This window comes from Synechococcus sp. RedBA-s, from assembly GCF_024345495.1.
Taxonomy (GTDB): Bacteria; Cyanobacteriota; Cyanobacteriia; order PCC-6307; family Cyanobiaceae; genus Regnicoccus_A.
The window spans coordinates 24179-48892 of the sequence record NZ_JAGQBF010000024.1 but is presented as its reverse complement, the minus strand read 5'-3'; the positions used below and the strand labels follow the sequence as shown (position 1 = coordinate 48892).

Sequence of the window (24714 nt, the reverse complement as noted above, 5' to 3'; positions counted from 1 at the left end):
CCAAGAAGCGCTGGCGACGCGTCCTCTTTTTGGCGTAGATCTGCTCGTAGTCCGTGAAGCCCAGCTGGAGGGGGTCGGCCATCCGTTCCAGTCTCAGTCCTAGATCTGGACTGATTTTAGCGGGTTTTTCAGGGGTTCCCTAGGAATAGGGACCTAGCTGGCCAAGGCGACGGTGAGAGTTTCGCGCAGCTCACCGGAGTTGTACATCTCGATCAGGATATCGGAGCCGCCGATGAATTCACCGTTCACATACACCTGGGGAATGGTGGGCCATTCCGAATACTCCTTGATAGCCTGGCGCACCTCCTGATCGGAGAGCACATCGAAGGTTTCAAACGGCAGGCCCAGAGAGTTGAGGATCTGAACCACGTTGTTAGAGAACCCGCACTGGGGCATCAGCTTCGAGCCCTTCATGAACACCACGATCGGGCTGCTGCTCAGAAGGCTGTCGATACGTTGCTTGACGGCGATGTCCATGGATGCAAGGGGTGAAAAAGTTGGAAGAGTTGGGAGGGATGATCAGGCCACGCCCACGGGCGTGGTGGTCTGCAGGGCGAGGGCATGGATCGCCTCACTGGCCAGTTCCCGGCGCAGGGCCGCGTACACCAGCTGGTGCTGCTTGATCCTGGAGAGGCCTGCGAAGGCCGAGGACACCACTTTCACCTGGAGGTGATCGCCGCCACCGGTGAGATCCTCCACCTCCACCTCGGCATCGGGGAGGCTGGCGCAGATCGCTTCTTTCACCTGCTCCGATTGCACCATGACTGAGAATTCATCCACACAAAGGCGAATCTAGAAGCCAGAGCGCTGGCCTGCCTTACGGGGTGGCCGGGACGTCGCCGCCGCCGGTGTAGGGGATGGTGGCGAAGCCCAGTTCCACCAGGGTCTGGTAGGCACGGCGTCCCTCCTCGCGGGTGGGGGTCATCACCTTCACCACCTCCACCAGCAGCGGCACGGCCACCTCGGGCTGGTTCTGGCGACGCAGCAACGCGGCCAGGCGCAGGTTGGACTGGGCCAGCAGCTCCAGCGACTCGCGTCCCTTCTGGTCCATCTCGCGGGGGATGCGCGCATCGAGACCGCGGAAGGAACCGCTCAGGTCGCGATAGAAGCCCAGCAGGCGCAGGCTGGCGTCCCGGGCCTGGTCGTAGTCCTTGCGAGCGCCGGCCAGATCACCCCGGGCCACAGCGGCATCCCCGCGGCTGAGCAGATCCTTGACGGCCTGCAGGTTGAAGGTGCCAGCCGATCCTTCCAGCACCTTCGGCGGCTCCCCCTGGGCCTGCAGGGGCAGGGTCGGGGTGAGGGACAGCAGGGTTGCCGCCAGGGCAAGTCCGAGGGCAACGTGGGGCCGGCGCACAGAGACAACACCGAAAGTTCGTCGGACTCTACGGGGAAGCGATGGGACGACCCACGGCCAGGCGGGCCGCTTCCTCAGCTGATTGCATCCCCTGCGCCAGCCGCTGGTTGAGGTCGCGCACGGCGGCGCGGCCGCCATCCCTCTCCACCCTCAGGGCAGGGGCAAAGGCCAGGGCGGCCTGGCCCCGGCAGCGCGGGGGGGCGTGGCTGTAGCCGATTCCCACCGGAACGACCCGCACATCCACCCCCTGGCTGGCGGCCAACAGCGCCAGCCGCCCCAGTCCCTGGTGTACCCGAATCGCCCCATCCCGACGCCGGATCTGCCCCTCGGGGAACACCACCAGCTGCTGCGAGGCAGCCAGCAGATCAACGGCATAGCGCAGGGCGCTGGTGCCCGGCCGCCCCTGATCGATCGGGAAGCAGCCCAGGCGATCAAGAAACCAGCCCTGCAGCCCCCTCATCTCCGTGACGGTGACCATGAAGCGGCAATCGCGGCCACTGACCCGGCGGCCGGCGGCATGGGGCAGCAGCAGGGCATCCCAGCGGGCTCTATGGGTGGGGGCCAGCAGCACCGGACCCTCCAGGGGCAGATGCTCCGATCCCAGCACCTCAATCGAGCTGAAAAATCCTTGCAGGGCGATGTCCTGGGTCACCAGCATCGCCAGCGGTGACAACAGCGGACTGATGCCCCGGCAGACGCTGCTCTCCCGGGGCACCAGGCTGGAGCGTCGCTTCGGCTCAGGGCGCCTGGGCTCGGTCCTGGGTGGTCCCTCAATCACTTCCGTCGTCTCGGCCTTCACCTGAAGCCGCATTCGCCAGTGGCTGCAAGATAGAGCGCGCCGCCGTGCTTCGTCTCAGGCCACGGGCAGTTGCCTCTGCGGTCGAGCCAGCCCCCGCCGCGGCCCCTGAAGCACCGGGCCTGATCCATAGGATCAAAGGTCCTTCAAGCCCCTGAGCGAGCCATGGCCAGCCTTGGCGTGAACATCGATCACATCGCCAACGTGCGCCAGGCTCGCCGAGCCCTGGAACCGGATCCGGTCACCCTGGCCCTGCTGGCGGAACTGGGCGGCGCCGATGGCATCACCGTGCACCTGCGCGAGGACCGGCGCCACATCCAGGAGCGTGACGTGGAGTTGCTGCGGGCCACGGTGCGCAGCCGCCTCAATCTGGAGATGGCCGCCACCCCTGAGATGGAGGCCATCGCCCTGCGGATTCGCCCGGACATGGTGACCCTGGTGCCGGAACAGCGTCAGGAGGTGACCACCGAAGGGGGCCTTGATGTGGTGAGCCAGCTCGGCACGCTCCAGGCCCTGGTGGGCCGCCTGCAGGCTTCAGGCATTCCCGTGAGCCTGTTCGTGGATCCGGACGGCCCCCAGCTGGAGGCCTGCCGGGCCAGCGGCGCCCGCTGGGTGGAGCTGCACACCGGCGCCTACGCCGAAGCCGCCTGGGCTGAGCAGCCGCGGGAGCTGGCGCGGCTGGAAGAGGGCAGCTTCGTGGCCCGCTCCCTGGGCCTGCGGGTCAACGCCGGCCATGGGCTCACCTATCAGAACGTGGAGCCGATCGCGGCGATTGAGGGCATGGAGGAGCTGAACATCGGCCACACGATCGTGGCTCGGGCCCTGGCGGTGGGATTGCAGAGTGCCGTCAGGGAGATGCGCGCCCTGATTCAGAATCCCCGTCGCGACCCCCTGTTCAGCGGCAGCACCCCATGAGCGCCTCCCCCACCACCACGTATCACTTCATCGCCGCCAGTGAGCAGTTCCTGACGGTGGAGGAACCCCTGGAGGAGGTGCTGCGCGAGCGGGTGCGCAACTACGGCGAGGTGGGCAAGGCGATCGATTTCTGGCTGCTCAAGCGGCCGGCCTTCCTGAGCGCGCCTGAACTGTCGGCCCTGGCCACCACCGTGCCCAGCCCTGCGGCCGCCGTGGTCTCCACAGACCCCAAATTCATCGAATTTCTCAAGCTGCGGCTGGAATTCGTGGCCAAGGGCAGCTTCCAAGCCCCCAGCCCCAGCATTGAAGATGCCCTGGCTCAGCAGTCGAGCTGAGCGGCTGACGGGGTCAAGAGGCGCTCAGGCCAGCTGCTTCTGCTTGTTGACCACCCAGCCATCCAGCAGTTGAAGCTGCACCGGATTGAGAGCTGCATCGGCGAGAATCCGCTCCCTCAGACGCGCGAGATCGTCGGGATGCAGCTCTCCATTTGTCTGCCAGTGGAGATCCGTGGTCATCAAGGTGTTGAGGCGCTGACGTGTTGATCAATCCATGGTGTCAGCTCACACCCAGCCAAATCGGACTCAAATCCGATGATTTCCTTGAGAGCTTCAAACCACCCGGCGATCAGCCCAACCGGAATCCCGCCCCCCGCTCAGAACAGCCCAAGGAAGCGGCGGCGGGGCTCCGCCTCGCCCTCGCCGGCCTTCGGGGCACGGCCCTGCCCCCCGTCCTGCTGATAGCGGGGAACGTTGTCGCCGATGGTGAGCAGCGCTTCTTTGTTCTTCCACCAGATCCAGTCTCGGATCGGCGGGGTCCTCAGCAGATCCTCGCGGCTGAGCCCAAGACCGAGCTTGCGGGAGGCGTCCACCAGCACAACGATCATCTCCTCACCGTCACGGCAGCGGGCCAGCGCTTCATTGGTGCGCTGCGCTCCATTCAGGGCCTTCACCAGAGCCTGAACTTTCTGGGACACCGGCAGGGAAGCAGGATTCATTCAGACCCCAGCGGCACGGCTGGACCGTACCAGTTGCTGACAGAAGTGGAGCTCAGAGGTCACACTGGTGGCAGCGCAGCTTCACTTCGGCGCATCTTTTGCATGGCGTTTCCACCGCAGTCCCCCCGTCACTGGGTGATCGGTGACGTCCACGGCTGCGCCACCGCTCTTCAGGACCTGATCAGCCGACTGCCCACCAGCGACCGCCTGATCCTCTGCGGTGATCTGATCAATCGAGGGCCCCAGATCGAGCGCACCATGCTGCTGGCCTGGAGGCTGGTGGAGCAGGGGAGGGCCATCTGGCTGCGGGGCAACCACGAGCAGAACCTGCTAAAGGCCCTGACCAAGCAACGCGGTGCCAGTGATCCGGCCCTAGCGGGCTCCGACACCTACCGGCAGCTGGGGGGCCGTCAATGCCGCCTCTGGAGGACGCGGCTGGAGGGCCTGCCCCTGGCCTATTGGGGCCAGGGCTGGGTGGCCACCCATGCCGGCTTCGATCCCAGCAGTTGGAAGCCCGACCTCTCGATCCGCCAGCCCTTCTGGACCAAGTACGACGGCAGGTTCGGGGACGTGATCATCGGCCACACCCCCGTAGCCCGGGTAGAGCGCAGTGCCAACGGCATTGTCAAGATCGACACCGGCGCCTGCTACGGCGGCCGCCTCAGCGCCTACTGCCCGGAGAGCGGTGAGCTGATCAGCGTGCCAGGGCTGCGCAGCATCGGCTCCCAGCTGCCGGGCCGGCGCCGTTCAGCCAAGGCGGGGGCCGGCTCCCGCTGACGACCACCCCATGCTGACGGTGTATCGCAGCAACCGGGCCGACCTGCTGGCCCAGCTGCTGGGCCAGCACTTGCGCCTGATCCCCCCCGACCCGTTCGAAACGGTGTCGGTGGTGGTGAACACCTGGCCCACCAGCCGCTGGCTGGGCGAGCAGCTGGCCCTGGAACTGGGGGGCATCGCCGCCAACATCCGCTTCCCCTTTCCCGGCAGCCAGCTGCGCGCCGTCGTCGAGCAACTCCTGGGCGAGAGCGCCGAGGGCCCCGAGGGCAGTGGCGATCCCTGGCGAGCGGGTGATCTGGTCTGGCCGGTGCTGGAGCTGCTGCCCCAGCTGGTGGAAGCCCCGGAAGCCGCGCCACTGCGCCGCTGGCTGGACCAGCGCAACGACAGTGGCGAGCTGGATGAGCCCCTCTGGCAACTAGCCCGCGCCATCGCCGATGGCCTCGACGACCTCAGCCTCTACAGGCCCGCCATGGCCCAGGCCTGGTGGCAGGGCGGTTGTGGCGACAGCCGCGGCAATCCCCTGCCGGAGTCGCTGGCCTGGCAGCCCTTGCTGGTTCAGCGCCTGGGGGAGCGGCTGGGGCGGAAGCCCTTCGGGCTCAGGGCCCTGGAGTTGATCGAGCGCCTGCGCCAGGGCCAGCTCAGCGCCGAGGGGATCCCCGCCCCCCTGCGCCTGTTCGGCCTCAGCAGCGCTCCGCCGGTGCAGGTGCAGCTGCTGCAGGCCCTGGCCCTGGTGTTGCCCGTCGACCTCTACCTGCTCACCCCCTGCGCCGACCTCTGGCAGCGCTGCGTGGAGCGCCGCCGCGAGCTCCAGGATGCCCTGGCCCTGGAGCAGCCCTTCGGCCTCGACTGGTTGCTGCAGACCCCAGGACTGGAGGCCCGCTTCGGCCGCCTGGGGGGCGAATTTCAGCAGCTGCTGGAGGGCACCGGCGAGTCGCAGCTGGGCAGTTCCAAGGAGCTGGATCTGTTCCTGCTGCCGGCCACGGCGGCGGCCGGCGTCCGCCGCCAGCCCAGCCTGCTGGAGCAGCTCCAGGAGCACCTGGCCCAGCCCTCGGCCGCCGCTCCCCTGCAACGCTCCATCAACGACCACTCCCTGGAGTTCCACCCCTGTCCCGGTGGGCTGCGGCAGGTGCAGATCGTGCGTGATCGCCTGCTGCAACTGCTGGCCGCTGACCCCAGCCTCGAGCCGCGCCACATCTTGGTGATGACTCCCCAGGTGGATCAATTGGCGCCTCTGCTGGCCTCGGTCTTCTCGGACAGCGAGGCCACGGGGGTGGAGCTGCCCTGGCGGCTCACCGACCGCAGCCAGCTCGATGACGCCGGCATCGCCCAATCGCTGCTGCAGCTGCTGCGGCTGACGGGGGAGCGCCTGACCGCCTCGGGCCTGGAGGGCCTGCTGGAGGGCGCCGCCCTGCGGGAGCACCATCAGCTGGAGCCCCGGGAGGCCGCCGCCATCACCCGGGCGCTGCAGGCCTGTGGCTTCCGCTGGGGCCTGGACGGCGGTGAGCGGGGTGGTGGTGGTGAGCGGAACGGCGCCGAGCAGCACAGCCTGAGTTGGGCGATCGATCGACTGCTGCTGGGCCTGGTGCTCCCGGATGAACCCGGCCTGGCCATCGGCGACTGCGCCCCCCACCCCCTGGCCGGCACGCCCGAAAGCCAGGGCCGCTGGATCCTGCTGCTCAGCCGTCTGCGGCGGGCGATCACCGAGCTGCGCCGCAGCCGCCGCGCCGAAGAGTGGGGCCCCTGCCTCAGGGCGCTGCTGGAGGAGCTCTTCGGCGACGGCGGCGAGAGGGCCTGGGAGCTGGCAACGATCCACCAGGCCATCGCCGAGTGGACCACCGGCGCCGCCGGCTGCCACCTGACGATCCCGGCCACGGTGGTGGCGGCGGTACTGCAGGAGCGGCTGAGCGCCGACAGCGGCCGCTTCGGCCACCGCAGCGGCGCCCTGACAATCAGCGCCCTGGAGCCGATGCGGGCCATCCCTTACCGAGTGATCGTGCTGATGGGCCTCGATGCGGAGGTGTTCCCGCGTCGCCGTCAGCGGCCCAGCTTCCATCCGATGGAGCACCAGCGCCTGCTGGGCGACCCCGATCCCGCCGACCAGGACCGCTATGTGCTGCTGGAGGCGCTGCTCTCGGCCCGCGATCACCTGCTGATCAGCTGGAGCAGCCGCGATGAGCGCAGGGGGGACCCCCTGCCACCGCCGGCGCCGGTGCGCCAATGGCTGGACCAGCTACGGGCCGAGCTGGGCGCCGAGGGCTTCGAGGGGCTGGTGGTGGAGCACGCCGTGAACCCGCTCGATCGCCGCAATTTTCTGCCAACGGGTCTGAGGGCCCCCTCCAGCTGCGACCAGCGCCTGCGCCAGGCCCGCCAGCTCCTCGAGGATCCGGCCATGGCCGCCCAGCCGCTGCAACCCCTGGCCCGGCGCCAGTCGCCCGAGCCGGCGGCCGCCCCCGAGGGCAGCAACGTGCCCCGGCCGGATCCAGGCGTTGATGGTTTTGAAGATCTGCGCCGCTGGCTGATGGCGCCCCAGGAGAGCTGGCTGCAGCAGCTGGGGCTGCGGCCGCGGGAATGGGCCGAGCCTGTGGAGGACCTCGAAGCCCTCAGCCTCGATGAGCTGCGCCGCTCGCGGCTGCTGCGCGATCAGCTCGCCAACGGCAGCGATGACCCCTCCCCGCCCGACTGGCTGCGGCTGTGGCGGGGCCGCGGCCTGGCCCCTCCCCTGACGGCGGGGGAACTAGAGGGCGATGCCCTCAGCCAGCGCTGGTCGTCGTTGCAGCTGCTGTTGGAGCAGCTGGGGGAAGCCAGACGGCGGCGGCATCAGTGGCCAGGCCTGCAGGAGCGGCCGAACCAACCGCTGGGCGTGACCCTGGAGGCGGAGCTCGAATGGCGCGAGGATCGGCTGGTGCTGGTGCACACCGCCCAGGCCCGCACCCCCCACCGGCTCGATCTCTGGCTGCGCCTGCTGCTGGCCTGCGCCAGCGACCAGGCTCCGCGCCAGGCCCTGCTGATTGCCCGCGAGCAGGATCGTTTCGTGGTGGTGCAGCGCCTGCAGGCCCTGCAGGCGCAAGACGCGGCCGAGCAGCTGCAGCAACTGCTCAGCTGGCACCACAGTCACCACCAGTGCTGCTGGCCGGTGCCCCCGGAAACCGGCTGGGCCTACGCCCAGGCCGAGCACAGCCGCCCCGGCAGCGGTTCCGCCAAGGCGCTGCAGTGCTGGGAAGGGGCGCCCCCCTGGAGCGAGGGCGAACGGCAGCAGCAGGCGATGGCCCTTTGCTTCGGCCGCGACTGCCCGGCGGACTCCATCCTCCAGGGCGAGTTCGGCCCGTTCGTGTCCCTGGCCCTGGCCCTGCATGAACCGCTGCTGGAGCAGCAGCTGAAACCATGAGCAGCGCCCGTGCCCAGGGGCCGGTGGCGGCGGAGCTAGCGGCCAACGGCGTGTCCCTCGACCCCGGGGTGCACCTGATTGAGGCCAGTGCCGGCACCGGCAAGACCTTCACCCTTGCCCACCTGGTGCTGCGGCTGGTGGGCGAGCGGCAGCTGTCGCTGCGGGCGCTGCTGGTGGTCACCTTCACCAAGACCGCCGCCGCCGAGCTCCGGGACCGGATCGGCCGGCGCCTGCAGCAGGCCCAGCTGCTGCTGCAGAACCCTGATCCCGCGGGCCAGGAGGGTCTGGATCAGGAGCTGAGGGAGTGGCTGGGGAGCCTCCCCGCCGAGCACCACGAGCGGCTGCGCGCCCAGCTGCTGCTGGCCCTCGAGGAGCTCGATGCCGCCGACATCACCACGATCCATGGGTTCTGCCACCGCAGCCTGCAGCGCCAGGCCCTGGAAGCCGGCCTGGCACCGGAGGTGGAGCTGGAGAACGACGGGGCGCTGCTGCAGGAGCAGGTGGTGCACGACTACTGGCAGCAGCAGGTGCTGCGCCTGCCGGCCCATGCCCTGCGCGGACTGATCAGCCGGGGGGTCCAGATCGAGGCACTGCAAAGCCTGCTGGCCTCCCTGGAGGGGGATCCGACCCTGGCCAGCCCGGACCTGCCGCCGGGCTGGGACCCCGAGCGTCCCCTCGCCCCCCAGTGGCTGGCCCAGTGGGCCTGCGACTGGGATCGTTTCGGGACGCTCTTTGAGCAGCAGGGAGAAGCCCTGGAGCAGGCGATCTGCGCTGCAGCGGCGGAGCGCAGGCAGGCAGGCCTCAAGAGCAAGGCGCCGTACAGCGCCAACCCCCGACACAAACGCGTCCAGTTGCTGGGCGCCTGGCTGCAGGCGCAGCCCTGCCCAGGCTCCTACGCCGAGCTGCTGAACGACAAGACCAGCTGGATTCCCGACTACTTCCACCCGGGGCCCATCAGCCAGGCCTTGGCCGCCCTGGAGGGCCCGCGGCCGCGGCTGCCCCAGCCCGAGCTGCTGGCGGCGGCTGCGGCACTGGTGGACGGTCCAGCCGAAGCGGTGCTCAGCCATTTCTGCCACTGGGCCCGCCTGGAGCTGGCACGGCGGCGGCAGCGGGGGGGGCGCATGAGCTACGGCGACCTGCTCAGCGGCCTCGATCCCGGCGCCGACGGCAGCCAGCGGCCTGCCCTGATCGAAGCCCTCTCTCAGCGCTACCGGGCGGCGCTGATCGATGAGTTCCAGGACACCGATCCCCTGCAGTGGCGCATCCTGCAGCGGGCCTTCGCGCCGCCTGGAGCCCAGCCGCGCCAGCTGCTGGTGCTGGTGGGTGATCCCAAGCAGGCGATCTACCGCTTCCGCGGCGGCGATCTCGACACCTATAGGGCCGCCAGCCGGGCCGCCAGCGCCAACCACCGGCTGGCACGCAACTTCCGCTCCTCGCCGGCGCTGCTGGAGGCCCTCAACCAGCTGATGGCCCCGGGCCTGCCGCGCTCGCAGCTGCCGGTGCCCCCCCTGCGGCCCGCCCGAGCGGATGGGGGCGAGCCCCTGCTGCTGCCGGCGGATCAGCACCCCCTGCAACTGCTCTGGCTGGGGGATGAGAGCGGAGCCGTTGATGAACTCCCCAGCCGCAGCGAGCTGGAGGGTCGTGTGGGGGATCGGGTGGCGACCCTGGTGCTGGATCTGCTGCTGCGGGGATGGCGGATGGGCGCTGGGGAGACGAGCCGGCCGCTACGACCCTCCGACCTCTGCCTGCTGGTGGACCGACACCAGCAGGCCGAAGATCTGCGCGGGGCCCTGGAGCGCCGGGGAATCCCCAGCCGCCTGCTCAGCCAGGGGGATGTGTTCGCCGGCGAAGGAGCAGCCCTGCTGCAGCGCTTGCTCGATGCCCTGGCGGAGCCCGGCAGCGGCGACCGCCTGCGGCTGCTGGCCGCCTCCCCCCTGCTGGGCTGGAGCCCACAGCGGTTGGCGGCCGCCGACAGCCACGACTGGGATCGGCTCTCCGGCCAGTTGGCCCGCCTGGCGGAGCGGCTCCCCAACGATGGTCTGCTGGCCACCCTGGGGCGGCTGCTGCGCAGTGAGGAGCTCGCTCGGCTCTCCCTGCACGGCCGCTGGCTGGCCGATCTGCAGCAGTGCGCCGAGCTGGTGCAGGAGCGGCTGCATCAACAGCGGCTCGGGGCGGCCTCCGCCGCCGACTGGTTGCGGCGACGGCGGCTGCATCCACCTGAAACCGTGCCGGACCATCAACAGCCCCACAGCGATGCGGTCAGCTCAGCGGTGGGAGTGGTGACGGTGCACCGCAGCAAGGGCCTGGAATTCCCCGTGGTGATCTGCCCCTACTTCTGGCAGGGGGTGGGCAGCCCCACCCGCCGGAGGGGCAGGAGCCTCGGGCGCCGCTGGAGCCCGACCAACGCCAGCGGGCCCCAGCTGGATGTGCATCTCGATCCGCGCTGGGGTCTGGCTCAGGAGGCGGCGGAGCAGGAGCAGGCCGCCCTGGCGGCGGAGCGGGAACGGCTGGCCTACGTGGCCCTCACCCGGGCCAGGGAGCTGCTGGTGCTCGGTTTCGCCCCAGCCCGGGGCCAGGCCAGCAATCCCCTGCTCCCCTGGCTGTTCAGCGACGAGCCCCTGGCTGCGCTCGATGCCGGCGACGAGACCTGCAGCGATCGCTCCGATCGCGACTGGCTGGAGCATCTGGACGCAGAGATCCAGCGGCGCTCCCTGCCGGTCACCCTGATCAGGGGTGATCCCGAGCAGCCGGCCGCGCGGCGCTGGCAGGCGCCGGCGGCGGCCGGAGACCTGGGCACCGGGCCGGTGCCCCGCTGGTCACTGTTCTCGGGCTGGGGGCGTAGCAGCTACTCCAGCTGGACCCAGGGGGCCCACGCTGCCCCCCTGGCGCCAGAGACGATCGAGGAGGGCCGTGAAACCGATGGCCTTGATCGCACTGCCAGCGATGGGGAGAACCCAATCAGCCCAGGCCCTCAGCTCAGCGGCCCCGCCGGAGCGGAGTGGCTGCCGGATGCCACGGCCCCGCGCAGCGGCCCCCTGGCGCTGTTTCCCCGCGGCGCCGCCGCCGGAGATGCCCTGCACCGCATCCTGGAGCGGGTGGATCACCGCATGGGCGGTCACGACCCGCTGCACCGAGAGCTGGTGGAGCGGGAGCTGGAGCGCGCTGGACTCGACCTGGAGCACGCCCCGGCCACCCTGGAGTTCCTGGAGCAGCTGCGGCACACGCCGATGGGCGGGGCCCTTGGGGCGCTGGGGCTGGCCCAGCTGGATCCGCGGCGGCAGCTGCGCGAGATGCCCTTCGATCTGCCCCTGGCCCTGGGCGCAGAGGCCTCAGCGCAGCACGCCCTGGTGCGGGCCCAGGGGTTGGCTGCGGTGTTCAGCGGCCACCTCGAGGGCAGCTTCGGAGAGGACTACGCCCAGCGGCTGGCGGAGCTGTCCGTGGCTAGCCGCGGCTTCCTCACCGGCTCGATCGATCTGGTGTTCACGGCGCCGGGGCCTGACGGGCACGAGCGCTGGTGGGTGGCCGACTGGAAGAGCAACTGGCTGGGCCAGCGCGATCCCCTGGGCCAGCCGATCGCCTGCGGGCCCCTCGACTACGGGCGCGCCCAGATGGCCGCTGTGATGGAAAGCCACCACTACCCGCTCCAGGCCCACCTCTATCTGGTGGCCCTGCACCGCTACCTGGGCTGGCGCCTGCCGGGCTACCGCCCTGAGCGCGATCTCGGCGGCTACATCTATCTGTTTCTGCGGGGCGTCCCCGGAGCGATCCGCCCACCAGCCGGCCTGACGATGGCGGAGCTTTCGGTGCCCGGCATGTTCGTGGAGCCAGCCCCGCTGGAGCGGCTTAAGGCCCTCGATGCGCTGCTGCGGGAGGGCCAGCAATGAGCCCACAGCCGCCCCTCACTCCCCTGGGCCCCGCCCTGGCCGAAGCCCTGCCCAGGCTCTACGGGATCGGGAGCGATCCGTTGCTCTGCGAGCTGATCGGCGCCCTGAGTGCGGCCCTGGTGCGCGGTGAGTTGCATCTGCCCCTGGAGGGGCCTGCCCCCGAGGGGATCATCAGCGTTGAGCACTGGCCTGAGGGCCACCGCCAGGCCTTGGTGCGCTGCGGCTGGGCTCTGGGGGCGCAGCAGCCGGCAGCACCTGCTGCGCCCCCGGCGCCCAGCGGCGATGCCCCGCCCCCAGTGATGCTGAGCGAGCGGGGTCTGGGCTGGCGCCGCTGGCTGCTGCAGCTGGAGGGCACGATGGCCGAACTGCAGCGGCGGGCCAGGGCCAGCGTGCAGCCTCCCCTGACTGGCGCCCGCCGGAAGGCCGCCGCCGAGCGGGCCCAGAAGCGGGGCGGGCTGGATTCCCGCCAGCAGGCGGCGGTGGTGGCCCTGCTCAGCCAGGGCCTGGTGCTGCTCGGGGGCGGACCCGGCACCGGCAAGACCAGCACGATCGTGCAGATGCTGGCGGCGGTGCTGGAGGAACGTCCCGGCTGGAAGCTGCACCTGGCTGCACCCACCGGCAAGGCCGCCGCCCGCCTGCGCCAGGCCATCGCCGCCGGGGGCTCCACCCTCCCTCCGCCGCTGGCCGCGCAGCTGGCGGCCAGTCCCTGCACCACCCTGCACCGGCTGCTGGAGAGCCGAGGCGACGGCTTCGGACGCCACCGGCAGCGGCCCCTGGCCCTGGATCTGCTGGTGGTGGATGAGGTGTCGATGCTGGATCTGCCGCTGATGGCGGCCCTGCTGGAGGCCATGCCGACCGATGCCCAGCTGGTGCTGGTGGGAGATCCCGACCAACTGGCCCCGGTGGGACCCGGAGCGGTGCTGCAGGAGCTGCAGGCCCCAGCCCGGCTCCAGGAGCTGGGGGATGCGGCGATCGAGCTGATCACCACCTACCGCAATGACGGGGCGCTGGCCCTGGCGGCGGGCCACCTGCGGCGGGGTGACACCCCTGGATTTCTGGACCACCTGAGCGAGCTGAGCAGCACAGACAACCTCAGCTGGTGGCGATCTCCAGTGGGCCGACTGCCCGCCGAGTTGCTGGAGCGACTCAGGGCCCATCAGACACGGCTGGCCCAGCTGGCCGCCAGCTGGAGCGTGGATCCTGAGCGCTTCAGCCGGGAGCTGCTGGAGGAGCTGGAGCACTGCGTGGTGCTGGCCCCCACCCGACGCGGGAGCTGGGGGGTGCAGGCGCTGAACCAACGGCTGCTGGGCGACGACTGGGGCCGGGGACCGGCGTTCTGGCCACCCGGCACTCCGGTGCTGTGCCAGCGCAACCTGCCGGAGCAGGGGCTCGCCAATGGCGATGTGGGTGTGGTGGTGGACAGCGACGGCCAGCGCAGGCTGCTGTTCTGGGGAAGCCAGGACCTCGGCGTCGCCGGGGAGGAAACAAGGCTGGTGCACCCCAGCCGCATGGCCGCCGCCGAAGCGGCTTTCGCGATCACGATCCATAAATCGCAGGGCAGCCAGTACCAGCAGGTGCTGGTGCTGATGCCGGAGGCGGAGGGCCGCTGGGACCGGCGCCTCCTCTACACAGCCCTGACCAGAGCACGGCGGCAGGGGGTGCTGATCACCCCCGAAGGCCAGGGTTGGCTGCCCGATTGAACAAAGGGCAGCCAGACCCCCTCAGGTTCAGCGGATGAACAGCATCTCCTGGTAGGTGGGCAGCGGCCAGGTGTTGTCGTCGACCAGGGTTTCGAGCCCGTCGACGGCCTCGCGGATCTTGTGCATCAGCGGCAGCAGCGTGTCGGCGCAGTGACGCATGTGCGCGACAGGGTCGTGGGGAGGATTCGGCAGGGCTGATTCCAGCGCTGTGCAGTTGGCCAGGAGCTCCTGGTTGAGGCTGGCGATGCGGCCGGCCATGGCCCGATCGGGGGGAAGGCCCAGATCCTCCTGGTAACGCAGGGAATTGGCCAGGTTGCCGAGATACTCCATCACAGCGGGATAGACCTGGATGCGGGCGATCTGCAGGGCCAGCTTGGCCTCCACTTCCACCGCCAGCACGTACTGCTCGGCGTAGACCTCGAAGCGGCTCTGCAGTTCCACCGGGGTGAGCACCCCCGTGCGCGCGAACAGGTCCTTGACGTTGTCGCGCTCAAGCACGAGCAGGGCGTCGGCTGTGGTGGGCAGGTTCTCCAGCCCCCGCTCGTTGACGGCCATCTGGTGCCACTCGCTGGAGTAGCCGTCACCGCCGAAGACGACGTTGCCGTGCTGTTCCATGATGGCCTTGAGGACAGCTGCGGCGGCGTCCTCAAGGCTGGCTCCGGCAGCCATCTTCGACTCCATCTCATCGCAGATGAACTTGAGGGAGTCAGCCATCATCGTGTTCATCGCCACCAGCGGGCCCGCCACTGACTGGTTCGAGCCCACAGCCCTGAACTCGAAACGGTTGCCGGTGAAGGCGAAGGGGGAGGTGCGGTTGCGATCGCCGGGATCCTTGGGAAACTCCGGCAAGGTGTCGACGCCCAGCTGCATCAGGCCACCGTGATCGGTGCTGCCGAGGTTGCCGTTCTTGATCATCGTGAAGACCTCCTCCAGTTGGCTGCCGAGGTACACGGAGATGATCGCCGGAGGAGCTTCGTTGGCACCGAGGCGGTGATCGTTGCCGGCCGTGGCCACCACGGCACGCAGCAGCGGCCCGTAGAGATGGACGCCACGGATCACCGCTCCGCAGAACAGCAGGAACTGCATGTTCTCCTCCGGGCTGCTGCCGGGATCGAGCAGGTTGCCCTGGGTGGCGTTACCCACCGACCAGTTCACGTGCTTGCCGGAGCCGTTGATGCCCTCGAAGGGCTTCTCGTGCAGCAGGCAGTTCATGCCGTGCTTGCGCGCCGTGTTCTTCAGCAACGTCATGGTCAGCTGCTGGTGGTCGGTGGCCACGTTGGCCGCCTCGAAGAAGGGGGCCAGCTCGAACTGGCCGGGCGCCACTTCGTTGTGACGAGTCTTGGCGGGGATGCCCAACCGGTACATCTGGTACTCCACGTCCTGCATGAAGATCTGAACCCTCTGGGGGATCGCACCGAAGTAGTGGTCATCAAATTGCTGACCCTTGGGGGATGGGCTGCCAAAGAGGGTGCGGCCAGTGAGCAGCAGGTCGGGGCGGAGGCTCACGAACGCGCTGTCCACCAGGAAGTACTCCTGCTCAGCGCCACAGCTGGAGTTCACCGGGGCCACGTCGGTGTTGCCCAGCAGCTTCAGCAGACGCTGGGCCTGCTTGTTCATGGCCGCGTTGGAGCGCAGCAGCGGCGTTTTCTTATCGAGGGCCTCTCCTGTCCACGACACGAAGACGGTGGGAATGCAGAGGGTGACGCCATTGGGCGTCGACATCAGGAAGGCCGGGCTGGTGATGTCCCAGGCGGTATAGCCACGCGCCTCGAACGTGGAGCGAATGCCGCCGTTGGGGAAGGAGGAGCCGTCCGGTTCCCCCTGCACCAGCACCTTGCCGGTGAATTCACAGATGGCGGAGCCGTCGCTCTGGGTGGAAATGAAACCGTCGTGCTTCTCGGCGGTGGAATTGGTGAGCGGGTAGAAGACGTGGGCGTAGTAGAGGGCGCCGCGGCTCACGGCCCAGTCCTTCATCGCCTGGGCCACCACGTTGGCGACGGAGACATCGAGCTTGCCTCCCTCCTTGATCGTCTTCTGAACCGACTTGAAGATCTCCTTGGGCAAGGATGACTTCATCTTCGAGAGGTTGAAGACGTCAGCGGCCCAGATCTCATCAAGGGAGGCGATGGGGGCCGTGACCGTCGCTGGGCGCTCCTGGGTGCGCTGAATGGCGGCAAGGCGATTGGTGCTGGGCATCTCAGACCATGTGTCTGCGGGGCATCCAAGACGGCAGCCATGCCCTGAGAAGAAGCCGTTGCTACAGAGACGCCAGGCGACCCCACCGCCATGGGACAGACTGGAGTCATTCCGTGCCCGGTACGCATGATCCGCTACTACCTTCTGCTGCCGGGCCCCCAGGGTGAGGAGCCGACCCTGGGCCGGATGCTGGATGACCGCAGCGAAGCCTGCTTCGACGCCAGCACCACTCCGCCCACCTGGCAGGGCTGCAGCAACCAGATTCAGCGCCGTCTGCACGCCCACGACAAGATCGCCGAAATCAGCCAGGCCAGGGCCCAGGCCTGGAAACCGGCCGCCTTTGGCTGATCGGCCATGGCGGAACCGGCCAGGCGAAGCGAGCACCGCAGCGAACGCCCCTGGGGCTGGTTCGAGACCCTCGCCAGTGGTCAGGGCTACCTGATCAAGCGGCTCTGGTTGCATCCCTCCAGCCGCATCAGCCTTCAACGCCATCACCACCGCAGCGAGCACTGGGTGGTCGTGGAAGGTGCCGGCATCCTTGAGTGCGCGGGCACACTGCTGAGGGCAGCGCCTGGCACGACGCTGACCATCCCCACCCTGGCTGTGCACCGGGCCAGCTCCGGGGAGCAGGGGCTGATGATCGTCGAGGTGCAGCGGGGCGATGCCCTCAGCGACGACGATATCGAGCGCTTCGCCGACGACTACGGACGACTGGGGGGACCCACATCCCCCGGAGCCGTTGGGCCCAGGGGGAGTCGCTGAGGGCGAGGTGTTACAGTTAATACTCACCCTTTAATAAAGGGCAAGGCAGTCTTTTTTCAGGCCCTGTGGCCGCGAGATACGGGTACCTGCCGGCCTGCGTTGAAGGAACTCCCAGGCCAAGGCCCCATCAACTCATCGTGACCCAGTTCAACGCGAGCGAGAGCTTTGCGTGCTCCATCGACCTGAGCGACCATCCCGCCCAATCCCCCATCCAACCCATCGCGAGCGATCCCATCACCACCACCCCCTCCATCCAGCCCGGCACTCTCTCCAGCAGCGTCGATCTGAGTGCCCTTGAAGGGCAGCCTTCGGCCGAAGTCACCGCCGTCGAGTCCACCCTGATTGGCCCCCTTGATCAACCCACTGAGGAGGCTGATCCCCCCCCTGCTAACGGGTTCGCCAGGTTCGGCCTCGGGGCTGAGCTCCTCGCCGCCGTGGCCGATTGCGGCTATAGCGACCCTTCACCGATTCAGAAGGCCGCCATTCCCGAGCTGATGCTTGGCCGCGACCTGGTGGGCCAGGCCCAGACGGGCACCGGCAAGACCGCTGCCTTCGCCCTGCCCCTGCTGGCCCGCCTCGACCCCCAGCAGCGCACCCCCCAGGTGCTGGTGCTCACCCCCACCCGTGAACTGGCCCTTCAGGTGGCTGAAGCCTTCAACGGCTACGCCGCCAAGCTCCCCCAGGTGCGGGTGCTGCCCATCTATGGCGGTGCCGATTTCCGTGACCAGATCGTTCGCCTCAAGCGCGGCGTACAAATCGTGGTGGGCACCCCCGGCCGGGTGATGGACCACATGCGCCAGGGCACCCTCGATCTCTCCGGGCTGCGCTGCCTTGTGCTCGATGAAGCCGACGAAATGCTGCGCATGGGCTTCATCGACGACGTCGAGTGGGTGCTGGAGCAACTCCCCGAGCAGCGCCAGGTGGTGCTCTTCTCCGCCACCATGCCCTCGGAGATCCGCCGGCTCTCGCGCAAGTATCTGCAGAACCCGGCTGAGGTCACCATTCAGCAGAAGGGTGCCGAGAACAGCACCATTCGCCAGCGCCATCTGGTGGTGCACGGAGCCCAGAAACTCGAGGCGCTCACCCGAGTGCTCGAAGCAGAGACCAGCGGGGGCGTGATCATTTTCGCTCGCACCAAGGCGATCACCCTCACCGTGTCCGAAGCCCTGGAGCAACAGGGCTACGACGTGGCCGTGCTCAACGGCGATGTGCCCCAGAACCAGCGGGAGCGCACGGTGGAGCGGCTGCGCAGTGGCCAGGTAAACGTGCTCGTGGCCACCGACGTGGCCGCCCGGGGCCTGGATGTGGATCGGATCACCCTGGTCATCAACTACGACATCCCCTTTGACAGCGAGGCCTATGTGCACCGCATCGGCCGCACCGGCCGGGCGGGCCGCCAGGGCGACGCGATCCTGTTCCTCACCCCCCGCGAACGCCGTTTTCTCGGCGGCCTGGAGCGGACCGTGGGCAAGGCGATCACGCCGATGGACGTGCCCAGCAATGCCGACATCAACCAGAGCAGGCTCGATCGTCTGCGCGAGCGCCTCACCGCCCTGGTGGGGACCCCCCGCTCCAACGAGCAGGAGCTGGCTCTGCTGAGCGAAATCCTGCAGCGGGTGGGCAGCGAGATCGGCACCACTCCCGAGCAGCTGGCCCTGGCCGCCCTGCAACTGGCCGTGGGCGATCGCCCCTTGCTGGTGCAGGGCACCGAAAGCTGGCACCAGGCCGCCCCCAGCCGCGACCGCCAGCGCGGCGGTGACGACGACCGCCGCGGCGGTGATCGCCGCTCCCCCTCCCGATCCGGCGGCGGCCGCCTCGAGGCCTCCACTCCCCCAGATGCCGACATGGAGCGGTTCCGGATCGAGGTGGGCTGGCAGGACCGGGTCAAGCCCGGCAACATTGTTGGAGCCATCGCCAACGAAGCCGGCCTGACCGGTCGCAGCATCGGTCGCATCCAAATCTTTGACACGCACAGCACCGTGGATCTCCCCAGTGGAATGCCCGAAGATGTGTTCACCGCCCTGCGGCGGCTGCGGGTGATGAACAAAGAGCTTCAGATCACCCGGCACCAGTCCTGAGTCAGCTCGAGCCGCCATACCGCCTTGTTTCCGCCCCTATGTCAGCCCTCTCCAGCACCAAGGCCACCGGCCAGCGCAGTCCTTCCAGCTCGGTTGGGATGTTGCTCCGTCTGGCCACGGTGGGGCTGGCGGGCCTGGCTGATCTGACGATGACGGCGGGGCCCGCGGAGGCCGAGGCAGTGCTCAAAGCCTCGGCGGGCGGCAGCCAGCGGGATGAGCAAGTCAGCAAATTCTGTCAAGCCACCGTCAGTGCGGCCTTCCAGGCGGCACGCAAGGTTCAGCCACCTGGGCTTGGGACCTTCGCCTGCTCCTGTTTCCTGGATCAGGTGAACCTTGGGGCGGGCCTTGATGTGGCGCAGAACACCTGCCGCCTACGCACCATCGCCCGCTACAGCCTCTGAAAACCGTCTACTGCCCCTGAATGCCTGGCCTGTGCTCAGAACTCAGGCGCACATCCCGGTGACATAGTCGGTTTGCAATACACTCACCTGGCTCAGGCTGAGCCGTTCCATGGCCGCGATCAGAGTGACCTGGACCTCGGATGTCTCACTGAGCACCAGGGTCTGCAGCAGATCAAAGCGATCCTGGGGGGCGAGCTCGCCGTCCTCACACCAGTCGAGGCTCCAGGGAACAGGGGCAGCCATGGCGTCGGGATCAATGCGTCTTGGTTTCATGACATTGGGACATCCCTCGCCGCCGGCCCCCATTCCTTGGATTTGCTTCCAATCTGCTTTACGCTTCGACATCTAGCCCTGATTCGCCTCACTCTCAGACCAAAGAGGCTGCAGCGCAGGCTTTAAATTGTGCATGAGGCGCAGCAGAACGCCGCCGGCAGGACTCCAGGCGTTTCGCTCCTGTATCATTGCCGCGATCTGCGCATCGCAGGACTGATCTGAGCGGTCCTGAGCTGAAGTCCGTCGCTGCGGCTGGCCCCTTTAAATGGCCTCTGGCCCCACGGGCCGATGCCCAGTCGCCTGAGTTCATGGCCCATCCGAGCGCGCGCAGCCCGATCAACCGCCTGTTGCAGGCCCTGAGGCCCCACCGGCGGCTGGTCTGGCTGGCCTCGATCTGCTCGGTGCTCAACAAGCTCTTCGATCTGGCCCCACCGGTGCTGATCGGCCTAGCGGTGGATGTGGTGGTGCGTCAGCAGACCTCCTGGCTGGCTGATCTGGGGCTGCGCAGCGTTCCCTCCCAGCTCACGGCCCTGGCGGTGGCCTCCTTTGTGATCTGGAGCGCCGAATCCCTGTTCGAATACCTCTACGGGGTGCTCTGGCGCAATCTGGCCCAGACCATGCAGCACGAGCTCAGGCTGGAGGCCTATGGCCACCTGCAGCAGCTGGAGATGGCCTTCTTCGAGGCCGGCAGCAGCGGCCGGCTGATGGCGATCCTCAACGACGACATCAACCAACTGGAGCGTTTTCTCGACCACGGCGCCAACGAGCTGCTGCAGCTGAGCACCACCGTGCTGGCGGTCGGTGCGGTGATGGCGGCCATCTCACCCGGTGTGGCCGGGGTGGCCTTTCTGCCCATCCCGGTGATCCTCTGGGGCTCGATTCGGTTCCAGAAACGACTGGCTCCCCGTTACCGCGAGGTGCGTGATCGGGCCGGCGATCTCAACAGCAGCCTCTCGAACAACCTCGGCGGGATGCTCACGATCAAGAGCTATGCAGCCGAGTCCTGGGAGCTGGAGCGCATCAGCGGTCAGAGCGAGGCCTACCGGCAAAGCAACCAGCGAGCCATTCGCCTCTCGGCCGCCTTCATTCCCCTGATCCGTTTTGCCATCCTTTTCGCCTTCCTGGCGATCCTGGTGATCGGCGGACTGCAGGCCTGGCGGGGCACGATCGCTGTGGGCTCCTACAGCTTCCTGGTGTTCATCACCCAGCGGCTGCTGTGGCCCCTCACCACCCTGGGGCGCACCCTCGACGACTACCAGCGGGCCATGGCCTCAAGCAACCGGGTGTTGGATCTGCTGGAGACCCCCATTGCCATCCCCGGCGGCGAGCGACCCCTGCCCCTGTCCGGTGTGCGCGGCGTCATCGAATTCCGCTCGGTGAGCTTCGGCTATGCCGGCCGGGACCCCCTGCTGGTCGACTTTTCCCTGGCGGTGCCGGCCGGGCACACGGTGGGCATCGTGGGGGCCACGGGCTCCGGCAAGAGCACCCTGGTGAAGTTGCTGCTGCGGCTCTATGCCGTGCAGGCAGGGGAAATCCTGCTGGATGACCAGCCGATTCAGGAGCTGCAACTGGGCGACCTGCGCCATGCCATCGGCCTGGTGAGCCAGGAGGTGTTCCTGTTCCACGGCAGCGTGGGCGAGAACATCGCCTACGGAACATTTGACGCCAGCCCCAGCGCGATCGAGCGGGCCGCTGCCCTGGCCGAAGCCAGTGACTTCATCGAAGCGCTTCCCCAGGGATACGACACCCTGGTGGGGGAGCGGGGCCAGCGGCTCTCGGGCGGCCAGCGCCAGCGCATCGCCCTGGCCAGGGCCATTCTCAAGAACCCACCGGTGCTGATCCTCGATGAGGCCACGGCCGCCGTCGATAACGAAACGGAGGCCGCGATCCAGCGCTCACTGGAGCTGATCACCGCCGAGCGCACCACCCTGGTGATCGCCCATCGGCTCAGCACCGTGCGCCATGCCGATCGGATCGTGGTGCTGGAGCAGGGCCGGATCGTCGAGCAGGGCTGCCACGACGACCTGTTGCGCCGCGGCGGTGCCTACGCTCGACTCTGGCGGGTGCAGGCCGGTCTGCGCGCCGACGAAGCACTCCTGGCCTGAATGCACCAGCATGGGCTGATGTGATCTCAGGTCCCCAACGGCGGCGGGCCCTCGCCCATGGCCCAGACACCCGGTCCCCTCGAGCTGCCGCCCCTGGCCCGGCAAGACCTACTGGAGCTGCCCATCGGCCGGCTGCAGCCCACCCAGCTCTGTCTGGGGCTGGCGGAAGTACGCTCCAGGGCCAGGGATTTCGCCAGGGAATCGGCGGCGGAGCGCAGGCGTTATCTGCGTACCCGACCGGTGCCGGTGGCGGTGAGCAGCGCCGGGGAGCACTGGATGATCGATCGTCACCACCGGCTGCGGGCCCTGATGGAGGTGGATTCCAGCGCCACAGCCTTCTGCGCGGTGGTGCTGGAGCTGGTGGGAGCCAGTCGCGCTCACTGCCTGGAGGAGCTGAACCGCCGCGGTTGGCTGTATCTGCGGGATGGCGAAGACCGGGGCCCTCTACCGCCCGAGCGGCTGCCGATTGACCTGGGCGGCCTGGAAGACGATCCCTTCCGCAGCCTGGTCTGGAAGCTGAGGCAGGAGGGGCTGATCCGCGCCCAGCCCCAGGTGCCCTTCCTGGAGTTTCACTGGGGCCGCTGGTTGCGTCGCCAGGAGCTGCCCGCCTTTGACTCCATGGACCTGAGGCCCGCCCTGCCTGCAGCGAGAAGACTGCTGCAGGGACAGCTGGGCCATGGGGGACCGCCGTCCATCTGAGTGGGTCCAGCCCAGGAACTGGAACAAATCCGTCCGGGCCGAGGGGGAGCGGATCGGCGTGGATGAAATAAGGTTTCATCAATGTGACAAAGGGCCACAACTCTGCTCCTGTCGCCAATGCCTATGCCCAGCGCTTCCTTCCACGCCCAGCAGCCGATGCCCGTCGTTGACACGACCATTGCTCCGCTGTGGTCTTGAAGCGCCAACTCCCCCCGGCGCCCGTGAGTGCTCACCAGGGGTCCCGTCCCCTGACCATCGCCCTGGCGATGCTGATGGGCCTCGCGGGAGGTCTGGCCCTCTCCGGCCCCCTGTCTTCGGTGCTGCCACGCGACTGGGCCAGCCAGACCGCCAGGCTCACCGGCCAGCTCAGCAATCCCTTCGCCGCCTGGGGCGCCAATGGTCGTGATGTGCTGGTGCTCGGCACTGATGTGGGCGGTGGCAACACCGATGTGATGTTCTCGATCCGCATCGAGAACGGCGTCACCAATGTCACCCAGGTGCCCAGAGACACCTACATCGACTCAGCCCGCTTCGGCGGCATCAAGGCCAACGCCCTCTATGCCTACGGCGGAGCCGATGCGGTCAAGCAGGAGCTCTCGGAGCGGATGGGCCGACCGATCGACCATCACCTGCTGGTGAACCTGGGGGCGATCCGGCGCATGGGCGATGTGCTCGGCGGTGTCGAAGTGAACGTGCCCAAGCGCATGTATTACGTCGACAACAGCCAGGGCCTCTACATCGACCTGCAGCCGGGCCTGCAGACCCTCAAGGGCCGAGACCTGGAGGGATTCCTGCGCTGGCGCCATGATGAGGAGGGCGATATCGGCCGGATCGACCGCCAGAAGCTGGTGCTCACCGCCCTGTTCAGCAAACTGACCCGCCCCGAGAACCTGGTGCGGCTGCCGAGCCTGATCGCAGCGGCCGGCCAGGACCTCCAAACAGACCTGGGGCCCATGGAAATCGGCGGACTGATCACGGCCATGGCCACCACCCGTTTTGACGCGGAACGGCTGGGCGGCCGTCCCTTCGATCTCAACGGCATCAGCTACTGGGAAGCCGACTGGCCGCAGCGCAATGTGGAGGCCGTCAACGCCAGCACCGATGAGCCCAACGGCCGCGAGCGGTATCTGTTCTGAGCTGAGACTCAGATTCGAGGTCTCAGATTCAAGGTCCCAGATTCTGAGGCTCAGCCCCAGCTGCTGCTGGGTTGAGTGGAAGCCCCGGGCAGCCGCTCCAGGGCCCGACGCTCTCCGCTGATGGCCTCAGCCAGCAGCACCGCCAGGGCGGGTGCCAGAGCGAACGGGCCGCTGAGCCCCGCAAACAGCCAGAGCCCAGGGGCCCCTGCCACCGGACCCACCAGCGGCGGACCACTGCTGCAGAAACTCACAGGCAGCTGCACAAAGCTGGCGGCCAGCTGCCCCAGGCGGGGGTCGATCCGCCCCAGCGCCTGGCGCAGCTCCAGCTCCAGGGGCGGGGCCTCGGGTGGGGCGCCGCAGCAGCTGCCCGGCCTGATCAGGCTGCTCTGGCCCAGCAACAGGCCCTCGCCCCAGGGGGCCAGACCCGCATCGACAATCCACTCAGGGCGCTGCAGCTGATCCGCCCGTTGCTCAAGAGCCTGGCGCTGGGCGAGCAGCGGCATGAGGATGTCGTTGGGCCCAAAGGATGCGGAGCCGCTCAGCCACTCGCGGCTGAGTGGGCCAGCCTCGAAGCGCAGCACACCGGCCCAGCTCACCCGCAGGCGATCGGGCAACGCCGGCCAGAGGGCCCGGCAGCCGGCTCCAGCGGCCAGCACCACCTGCCGGGCGGGCAGGGCTCCCGCCTGCAGGGGGCCGCAGCGGCCCCTGCGGCGGCGCACACCGGCGCGCTCCAGGGCCAGCGGCAGGGTCAGGGCCAGCCGGCAGCTGTCGACGCGCCCGTACTCCAGCCGCAGCATCCGCCGCCCACCGAAGGCCGGCGAAGGAGCGAGCCGCTCCACCTGATCAGCCCCTAGATGGCGGCGCGCCAGCGCCTCCACCCCGGCCAGGGTCTGCTCCAGGACAGCGCTGCCGCCAGCCGCGGAAGCCGGATCGCCAACCGCCCGATCGGTTTCAGCGGCAGGTTCGGCTAGAGCGGCAGGCTCGGGGTCGGCGTCGCTCCAGTGCAGGCGCAGGCTGCAGGGACTCCAGCCCAGGGGGCCGTGGCGCTGCTCCAGCTGCCGCCAGGCCGCCGGGGCTGAAGCCATCAGCTCATTCATCGGCCCGGAGGCGCCCGCCCACCAGGGAACGCCTCCATAACTCAGAGCGGTGGCCGCATCGCCCTGCCCCGGATCCAGCAGTTCCACCTCAGCGCCGCGCTGGGCCAGCTCCAGGGCCACCAGGGAGCCGGTCAGGCCGGCGCCGATCACCAGCACATCGGC

The 24714-nt window shown here is 68.7% G+C and carries 22 protein-coding genes; 13 read left to right on the top strand and 9 right to left on the bottom strand.

The genetic code is table 11. The features are described from left to right. Positions 1 to 153 precede the first annotated feature (153 nt). Genes grxD through KBY67_RS10870 form a run of 4 tightly spaced genes read right to left on the bottom strand, consistent with a single transcriptional unit; the run spans position 154 to position 2153 of the window. Positions 154 to 477 (bottom strand): Grx4 family monothiol glutaredoxin, encoded by a 324-nt coding sequence (gene grxD, locus KBY67_RS10885; RefSeq protein ID WP_255111047.1) that lies wholly within the window; start codon positions 475 to 477, stop codon positions 154 to 156. 42 nt (positions 478 to 519) lie between these two features. Next, on the bottom strand, positions 520 to 762 hold the full coding sequence (locus tag KBY67_RS10880; RefSeq protein WP_255111046.1) for a BolA family protein: 243 nt from the start codon (positions 760 to 762) through the stop codon (positions 520 to 522). A 55-nt stretch (positions 763 to 817) separates the two neighbouring features. Beyond that, complete coding sequence (locus tag KBY67_RS10875; RefSeq protein ID WP_399214323.1) at positions 818 to 1354, bottom strand: hypothetical protein; 537 nt, start codon at positions 1352 to 1354, stop codon at positions 818 to 820. A gap of 28 nt (positions 1355 to 1382) precedes the next feature. Beyond that, positions 1383 to 2153 (bottom strand): 1-acyl-sn-glycerol-3-phosphate acyltransferase, encoded by a 771-nt coding sequence (locus tag KBY67_RS10870; RefSeq protein WP_255111053.1) that lies wholly within the window; start codon positions 2151 to 2153, stop codon positions 1383 to 1385. A gap of 162 nt (positions 2154 to 2315) precedes the next feature. Between KBY67_RS10870 and KBY67_RS10865 the strand changes: the two genes are divergently transcribed. Both KBY67_RS10865 and KBY67_RS10860 read left to right on the top strand, forming a co-directional pair. After that, positions 2316 to 3065 carry a pyridoxine 5'-phosphate synthase gene (locus KBY67_RS10865; RefSeq protein WP_255111045.1) on the top strand — a complete coding sequence of 250 codons (750 nt, stop codon included), beginning with the start codon at positions 2316 to 2318 and terminating at the stop codon, positions 3063 to 3065. Next, positions 3062 to 3400, top strand: coding sequence for an MgPME-cyclase complex family protein (locus KBY67_RS10860; protein ID WP_255111044.1), 339 nt, complete (start codon positions 3062 to 3064; stop codon positions 3398 to 3400). The genes KBY67_RS10865 and KBY67_RS10860 overlap by 4 nt, the downstream gene beginning before the upstream one ends. A gap of 24 nt (positions 3401 to 3424) precedes the next feature. Here the strand turns inward: KBY67_RS10860 and KBY67_RS10855 are convergent, their stop codons facing one another. Both KBY67_RS10855 and KBY67_RS10850 read right to left on the bottom strand, forming a co-directional pair. Continuing rightward, the gene (locus KBY67_RS10855) at positions 3425 to 3580 is read right to left on the bottom strand and encodes a hypothetical protein (RefSeq protein ID WP_255111043.1); all 156 of its coding nucleotides are present in this window, start codon (positions 3578 to 3580) and stop codon (positions 3425 to 3427) included. 137 nt (positions 3581 to 3717) lie between these two features. Further along, the gene (locus tag KBY67_RS10850) at positions 3718 to 4059 is read right to left on the bottom strand and encodes a hypothetical protein (protein WP_255111042.1); all 342 of its coding nucleotides are present in this window, start codon (positions 4057 to 4059) and stop codon (positions 3718 to 3720) included. 102 nt (positions 4060 to 4161) lie between these two features. Here KBY67_RS10850 and KBY67_RS10845 point away from each other — a divergent pair, with 102 nt between their 5' ends. The 4 genes from KBY67_RS10845 to KBY67_RS10830 are packed head-to-tail and all read left to right on the top strand — an operon-like array spanning position 4162 to position 13805. After that, complete coding sequence (locus KBY67_RS10845) at positions 4162 to 4836, top strand: metallophosphoesterase (RefSeq protein WP_255111041.1); 675 nt, start codon at positions 4162 to 4164, stop codon at positions 4834 to 4836. A gap of 10 nt (positions 4837 to 4846) precedes the next feature. Beyond that, positions 4847 to 8221 (top strand): exodeoxyribonuclease V subunit gamma, encoded by a 3375-nt coding sequence (locus tag KBY67_RS10840; RefSeq protein WP_255111040.1) that lies wholly within the window; start codon positions 4847 to 4849, stop codon positions 8219 to 8221. After that, entirely contained in the window at positions 8218 to 12105 is a 3888-nt protein-coding gene (locus KBY67_RS10835) for a UvrD-helicase domain-containing protein (RefSeq protein ID WP_255111039.1), read from the top strand. Before KBY67_RS10840 ends, KBY67_RS10835 begins: the two co-directional genes overlap by 4 nt. Beyond that, positions 12102 to 13805, top strand: coding sequence for an ATP-dependent RecD-like DNA helicase (locus tag KBY67_RS10830; RefSeq protein WP_255111038.1), 1704 nt, complete (start codon positions 12102 to 12104; stop codon positions 13803 to 13805). Before KBY67_RS10835 ends, KBY67_RS10830 begins: the two co-directional genes overlap by 4 nt. A 27-nt stretch (positions 13806 to 13832) precedes the next feature. On the opposite strand, the gene KBY67_RS10825 is transcribed toward KBY67_RS10830, so the two are convergent. Then, positions 13833 to 16001, bottom strand: coding sequence for a glutamine synthetase III (locus KBY67_RS10825; protein ID WP_255111037.1), 2169 nt, complete (start codon positions 15999 to 16001; stop codon positions 13833 to 13835). 90 nt (positions 16002 to 16091) lie between these two features. Here KBY67_RS10825 and KBY67_RS10820 point away from each other — a divergent pair, with 90 nt between their 5' ends. The 4 genes from KBY67_RS10820 to KBY67_RS10805 all read left to right on the top strand — a co-directional run bounded on the left by KBY67_RS10820 (position 16092) and on the right by KBY67_RS10805 (position 19242). Then, positions 16092 to 16349 carry a hypothetical protein gene (locus KBY67_RS10820; protein ID WP_255111036.1) on the top strand — a complete coding sequence of 86 codons (258 nt, stop codon included), beginning with the start codon at positions 16092 to 16094 and terminating at the stop codon, positions 16347 to 16349. 6 nt (positions 16350 to 16355) lie between these two features. Continuing rightward, positions 16356 to 16763: a phosphomannose isomerase type II C-terminal cupin domain gene (locus KBY67_RS10815; RefSeq protein WP_255111035.1), complete on the top strand. Its 408-nt coding sequence runs from the start codon at positions 16356 to 16358 to the stop codon at positions 16761 to 16763. A gap of 233 nt (positions 16764 to 16996) precedes the next feature. Continuing rightward, the gene (locus KBY67_RS10810; protein ID WP_399214327.1) at positions 16997 to 18841 is read left to right on the top strand and encodes a DEAD/DEAH box helicase; all 1845 of its coding nucleotides are present in this window, start codon (positions 16997 to 16999) and stop codon (positions 18839 to 18841) included. Positions 18842 to 18879: 38 nt separating this feature from the next. Beyond that, positions 18880 to 19242: a hypothetical protein gene (locus KBY67_RS10805; protein WP_255111033.1), complete on the top strand. Its 363-nt coding sequence runs from the start codon at positions 18880 to 18882 to the stop codon at positions 19240 to 19242. 42 nt (positions 19243 to 19284) lie between these two features. Here the strand turns inward: KBY67_RS10805 and KBY67_RS10800 are convergent, their stop codons facing one another. Next, positions 19285 to 19485, bottom strand: coding sequence for a hypothetical protein (locus tag KBY67_RS10800; protein WP_255111032.1), 201 nt, complete (start codon positions 19483 to 19485; stop codon positions 19285 to 19287). Between the two features lie 338 nt (positions 19486 to 19823). Between KBY67_RS10800 and KBY67_RS10795 the strand changes: the two genes are divergently transcribed. The 3 genes from KBY67_RS10795 (at position 19824) to KBY67_RS10785 (ending at position 23455) form a co-directional block, all read left to right on the top strand. Further along, positions 19824 to 21620 (top strand): ABC transporter ATP-binding protein, encoded by a 1797-nt coding sequence (locus KBY67_RS10795; RefSeq protein ID WP_255111031.1) that lies wholly within the window; start codon positions 19824 to 19826, stop codon positions 21618 to 21620. 57 nt (positions 21621 to 21677) lie between these two features. Next, positions 21678 to 22319, top strand: a complete 642-nt coding sequence (locus KBY67_RS10790; protein WP_255111030.1) for a ParB/Srx family N-terminal domain-containing protein — start codon at positions 21678 to 21680, stop codon at positions 22317 to 22319. 266 nt (positions 22320 to 22585) lie between these two features. Then, on the top strand, positions 22586 to 23455 hold the full coding sequence (locus KBY67_RS10785; RefSeq protein WP_255111052.1) for an LCP family protein: 870 nt from the start codon (positions 22586 to 22588) through the stop codon (positions 23453 to 23455). A 50-nt stretch (positions 23456 to 23505) separates the two neighbouring features. On the opposite strand, the gene KBY67_RS10780 is transcribed toward KBY67_RS10785, so the two are convergent. Further along, entirely contained in the window at positions 23506 to 24708 is a 1203-nt protein-coding gene (locus KBY67_RS10780; protein ID WP_255111051.1) for an FAD-dependent oxidoreductase, read from the bottom strand. Positions 24709 to 24714: the final 6 nt, after the last annotated feature.

Coding starts and splice junctions, on each gene's coding strand:
- KBY67_RS10850 (WP_255111042.1), bottom strand. CDS start 4,059: ATGAATCCTGCTTCCCTGCCGGTGTCCCAGAAAGTTCAGGCTCTGGTG.
- KBY67_RS10790 (WP_255111030.1), top strand. CDS start 21,678: ATGGCCCAGACACCCGGTCCCCTCGAGCTGCCGCCCCTGGCCCGGCAA.
- KBY67_RS10845 (WP_255111041.1), top strand. CDS start 4,162: ATGGCGTTTCCACCGCAGTCCCCCCGTCACTGGGTGATCGGTGACGTC.
- KBY67_RS10795 (WP_255111031.1), top strand. CDS start 19,824: ATGGCCCATCCGAGCGCGCGCAGCCCGATCAACCGCCTGTTGCAGGCC.
- KBY67_RS10855 (WP_255111043.1), bottom strand. CDS start 3,580: ATGACCACGGATCTCCACTGGCAGACAAATGGAGAGCTGCATCCCGAC.
- KBY67_RS10815 (WP_255111035.1), top strand. CDS start 16,356: ATGGCGGAACCGGCCAGGCGAAGCGAGCACCGCAGCGAACGCCCCTGG.
- KBY67_RS10820 (WP_255111036.1), top strand. CDS start 16,092: ATGGGACAGACTGGAGTCATTCCGTGCCCGGTACGCATGATCCGCTAC.
- KBY67_RS10860 (WP_255111044.1), top strand. CDS start 3,062: ATGAGCGCCTCCCCCACCACCACGTATCACTTCATCGCCGCCAGTGAG.
- KBY67_RS10840 (WP_255111040.1), top strand. CDS start 4,847: ATGCTGACGGTGTATCGCAGCAACCGGGCCGACCTGCTGGCCCAGCTG.
- grxD (WP_255111047.1), bottom strand. CDS start 477: ATGGACATCGCCGTCAAGCAACGTATCGACAGCCTTCTGAGCAGCAGC.
- KBY67_RS10805 (WP_255111033.1), top strand. CDS start 18,880: ATGTCAGCCCTCTCCAGCACCAAGGCCACCGGCCAGCGCAGTCCTTCC.
- KBY67_RS10830 (WP_255111038.1), top strand. CDS start 12,102: ATGAGCCCACAGCCGCCCCTCACTCCCCTGGGCCCCGCCCTGGCCGAA.
- KBY67_RS10865 (WP_255111045.1), top strand. CDS start 2,316: ATGGCCAGCCTTGGCGTGAACATCGATCACATCGCCAACGTGCGCCAG.
- KBY67_RS10785 (WP_255111052.1), top strand. CDS start 22,586: ATGCTGATGGGCCTCGCGGGAGGTCTGGCCCTCTCCGGCCCCCTGTCT.
- KBY67_RS10880 (WP_255111046.1), bottom strand. CDS start 762: ATGGTGCAATCGGAGCAGGTGAAAGAAGCGATCTGCGCCAGCCTCCCC.
- KBY67_RS10825 (WP_255111037.1), bottom strand. CDS start 16,001: ATGCCCAGCACCAATCGCCTTGCCGCCATTCAGCGCACCCAGGAGCGC.
- KBY67_RS10800 (WP_255111032.1), bottom strand. CDS start 19,485: ATGGCTGCCCCTGTTCCCTGGAGCCTCGACTGGTGTGAGGACGGCGAG.
- KBY67_RS10835 (WP_255111039.1), top strand. CDS start 8,218: ATGAGCAGCGCCCGTGCCCAGGGGCCGGTGGCGGCGGAGCTAGCGGCC.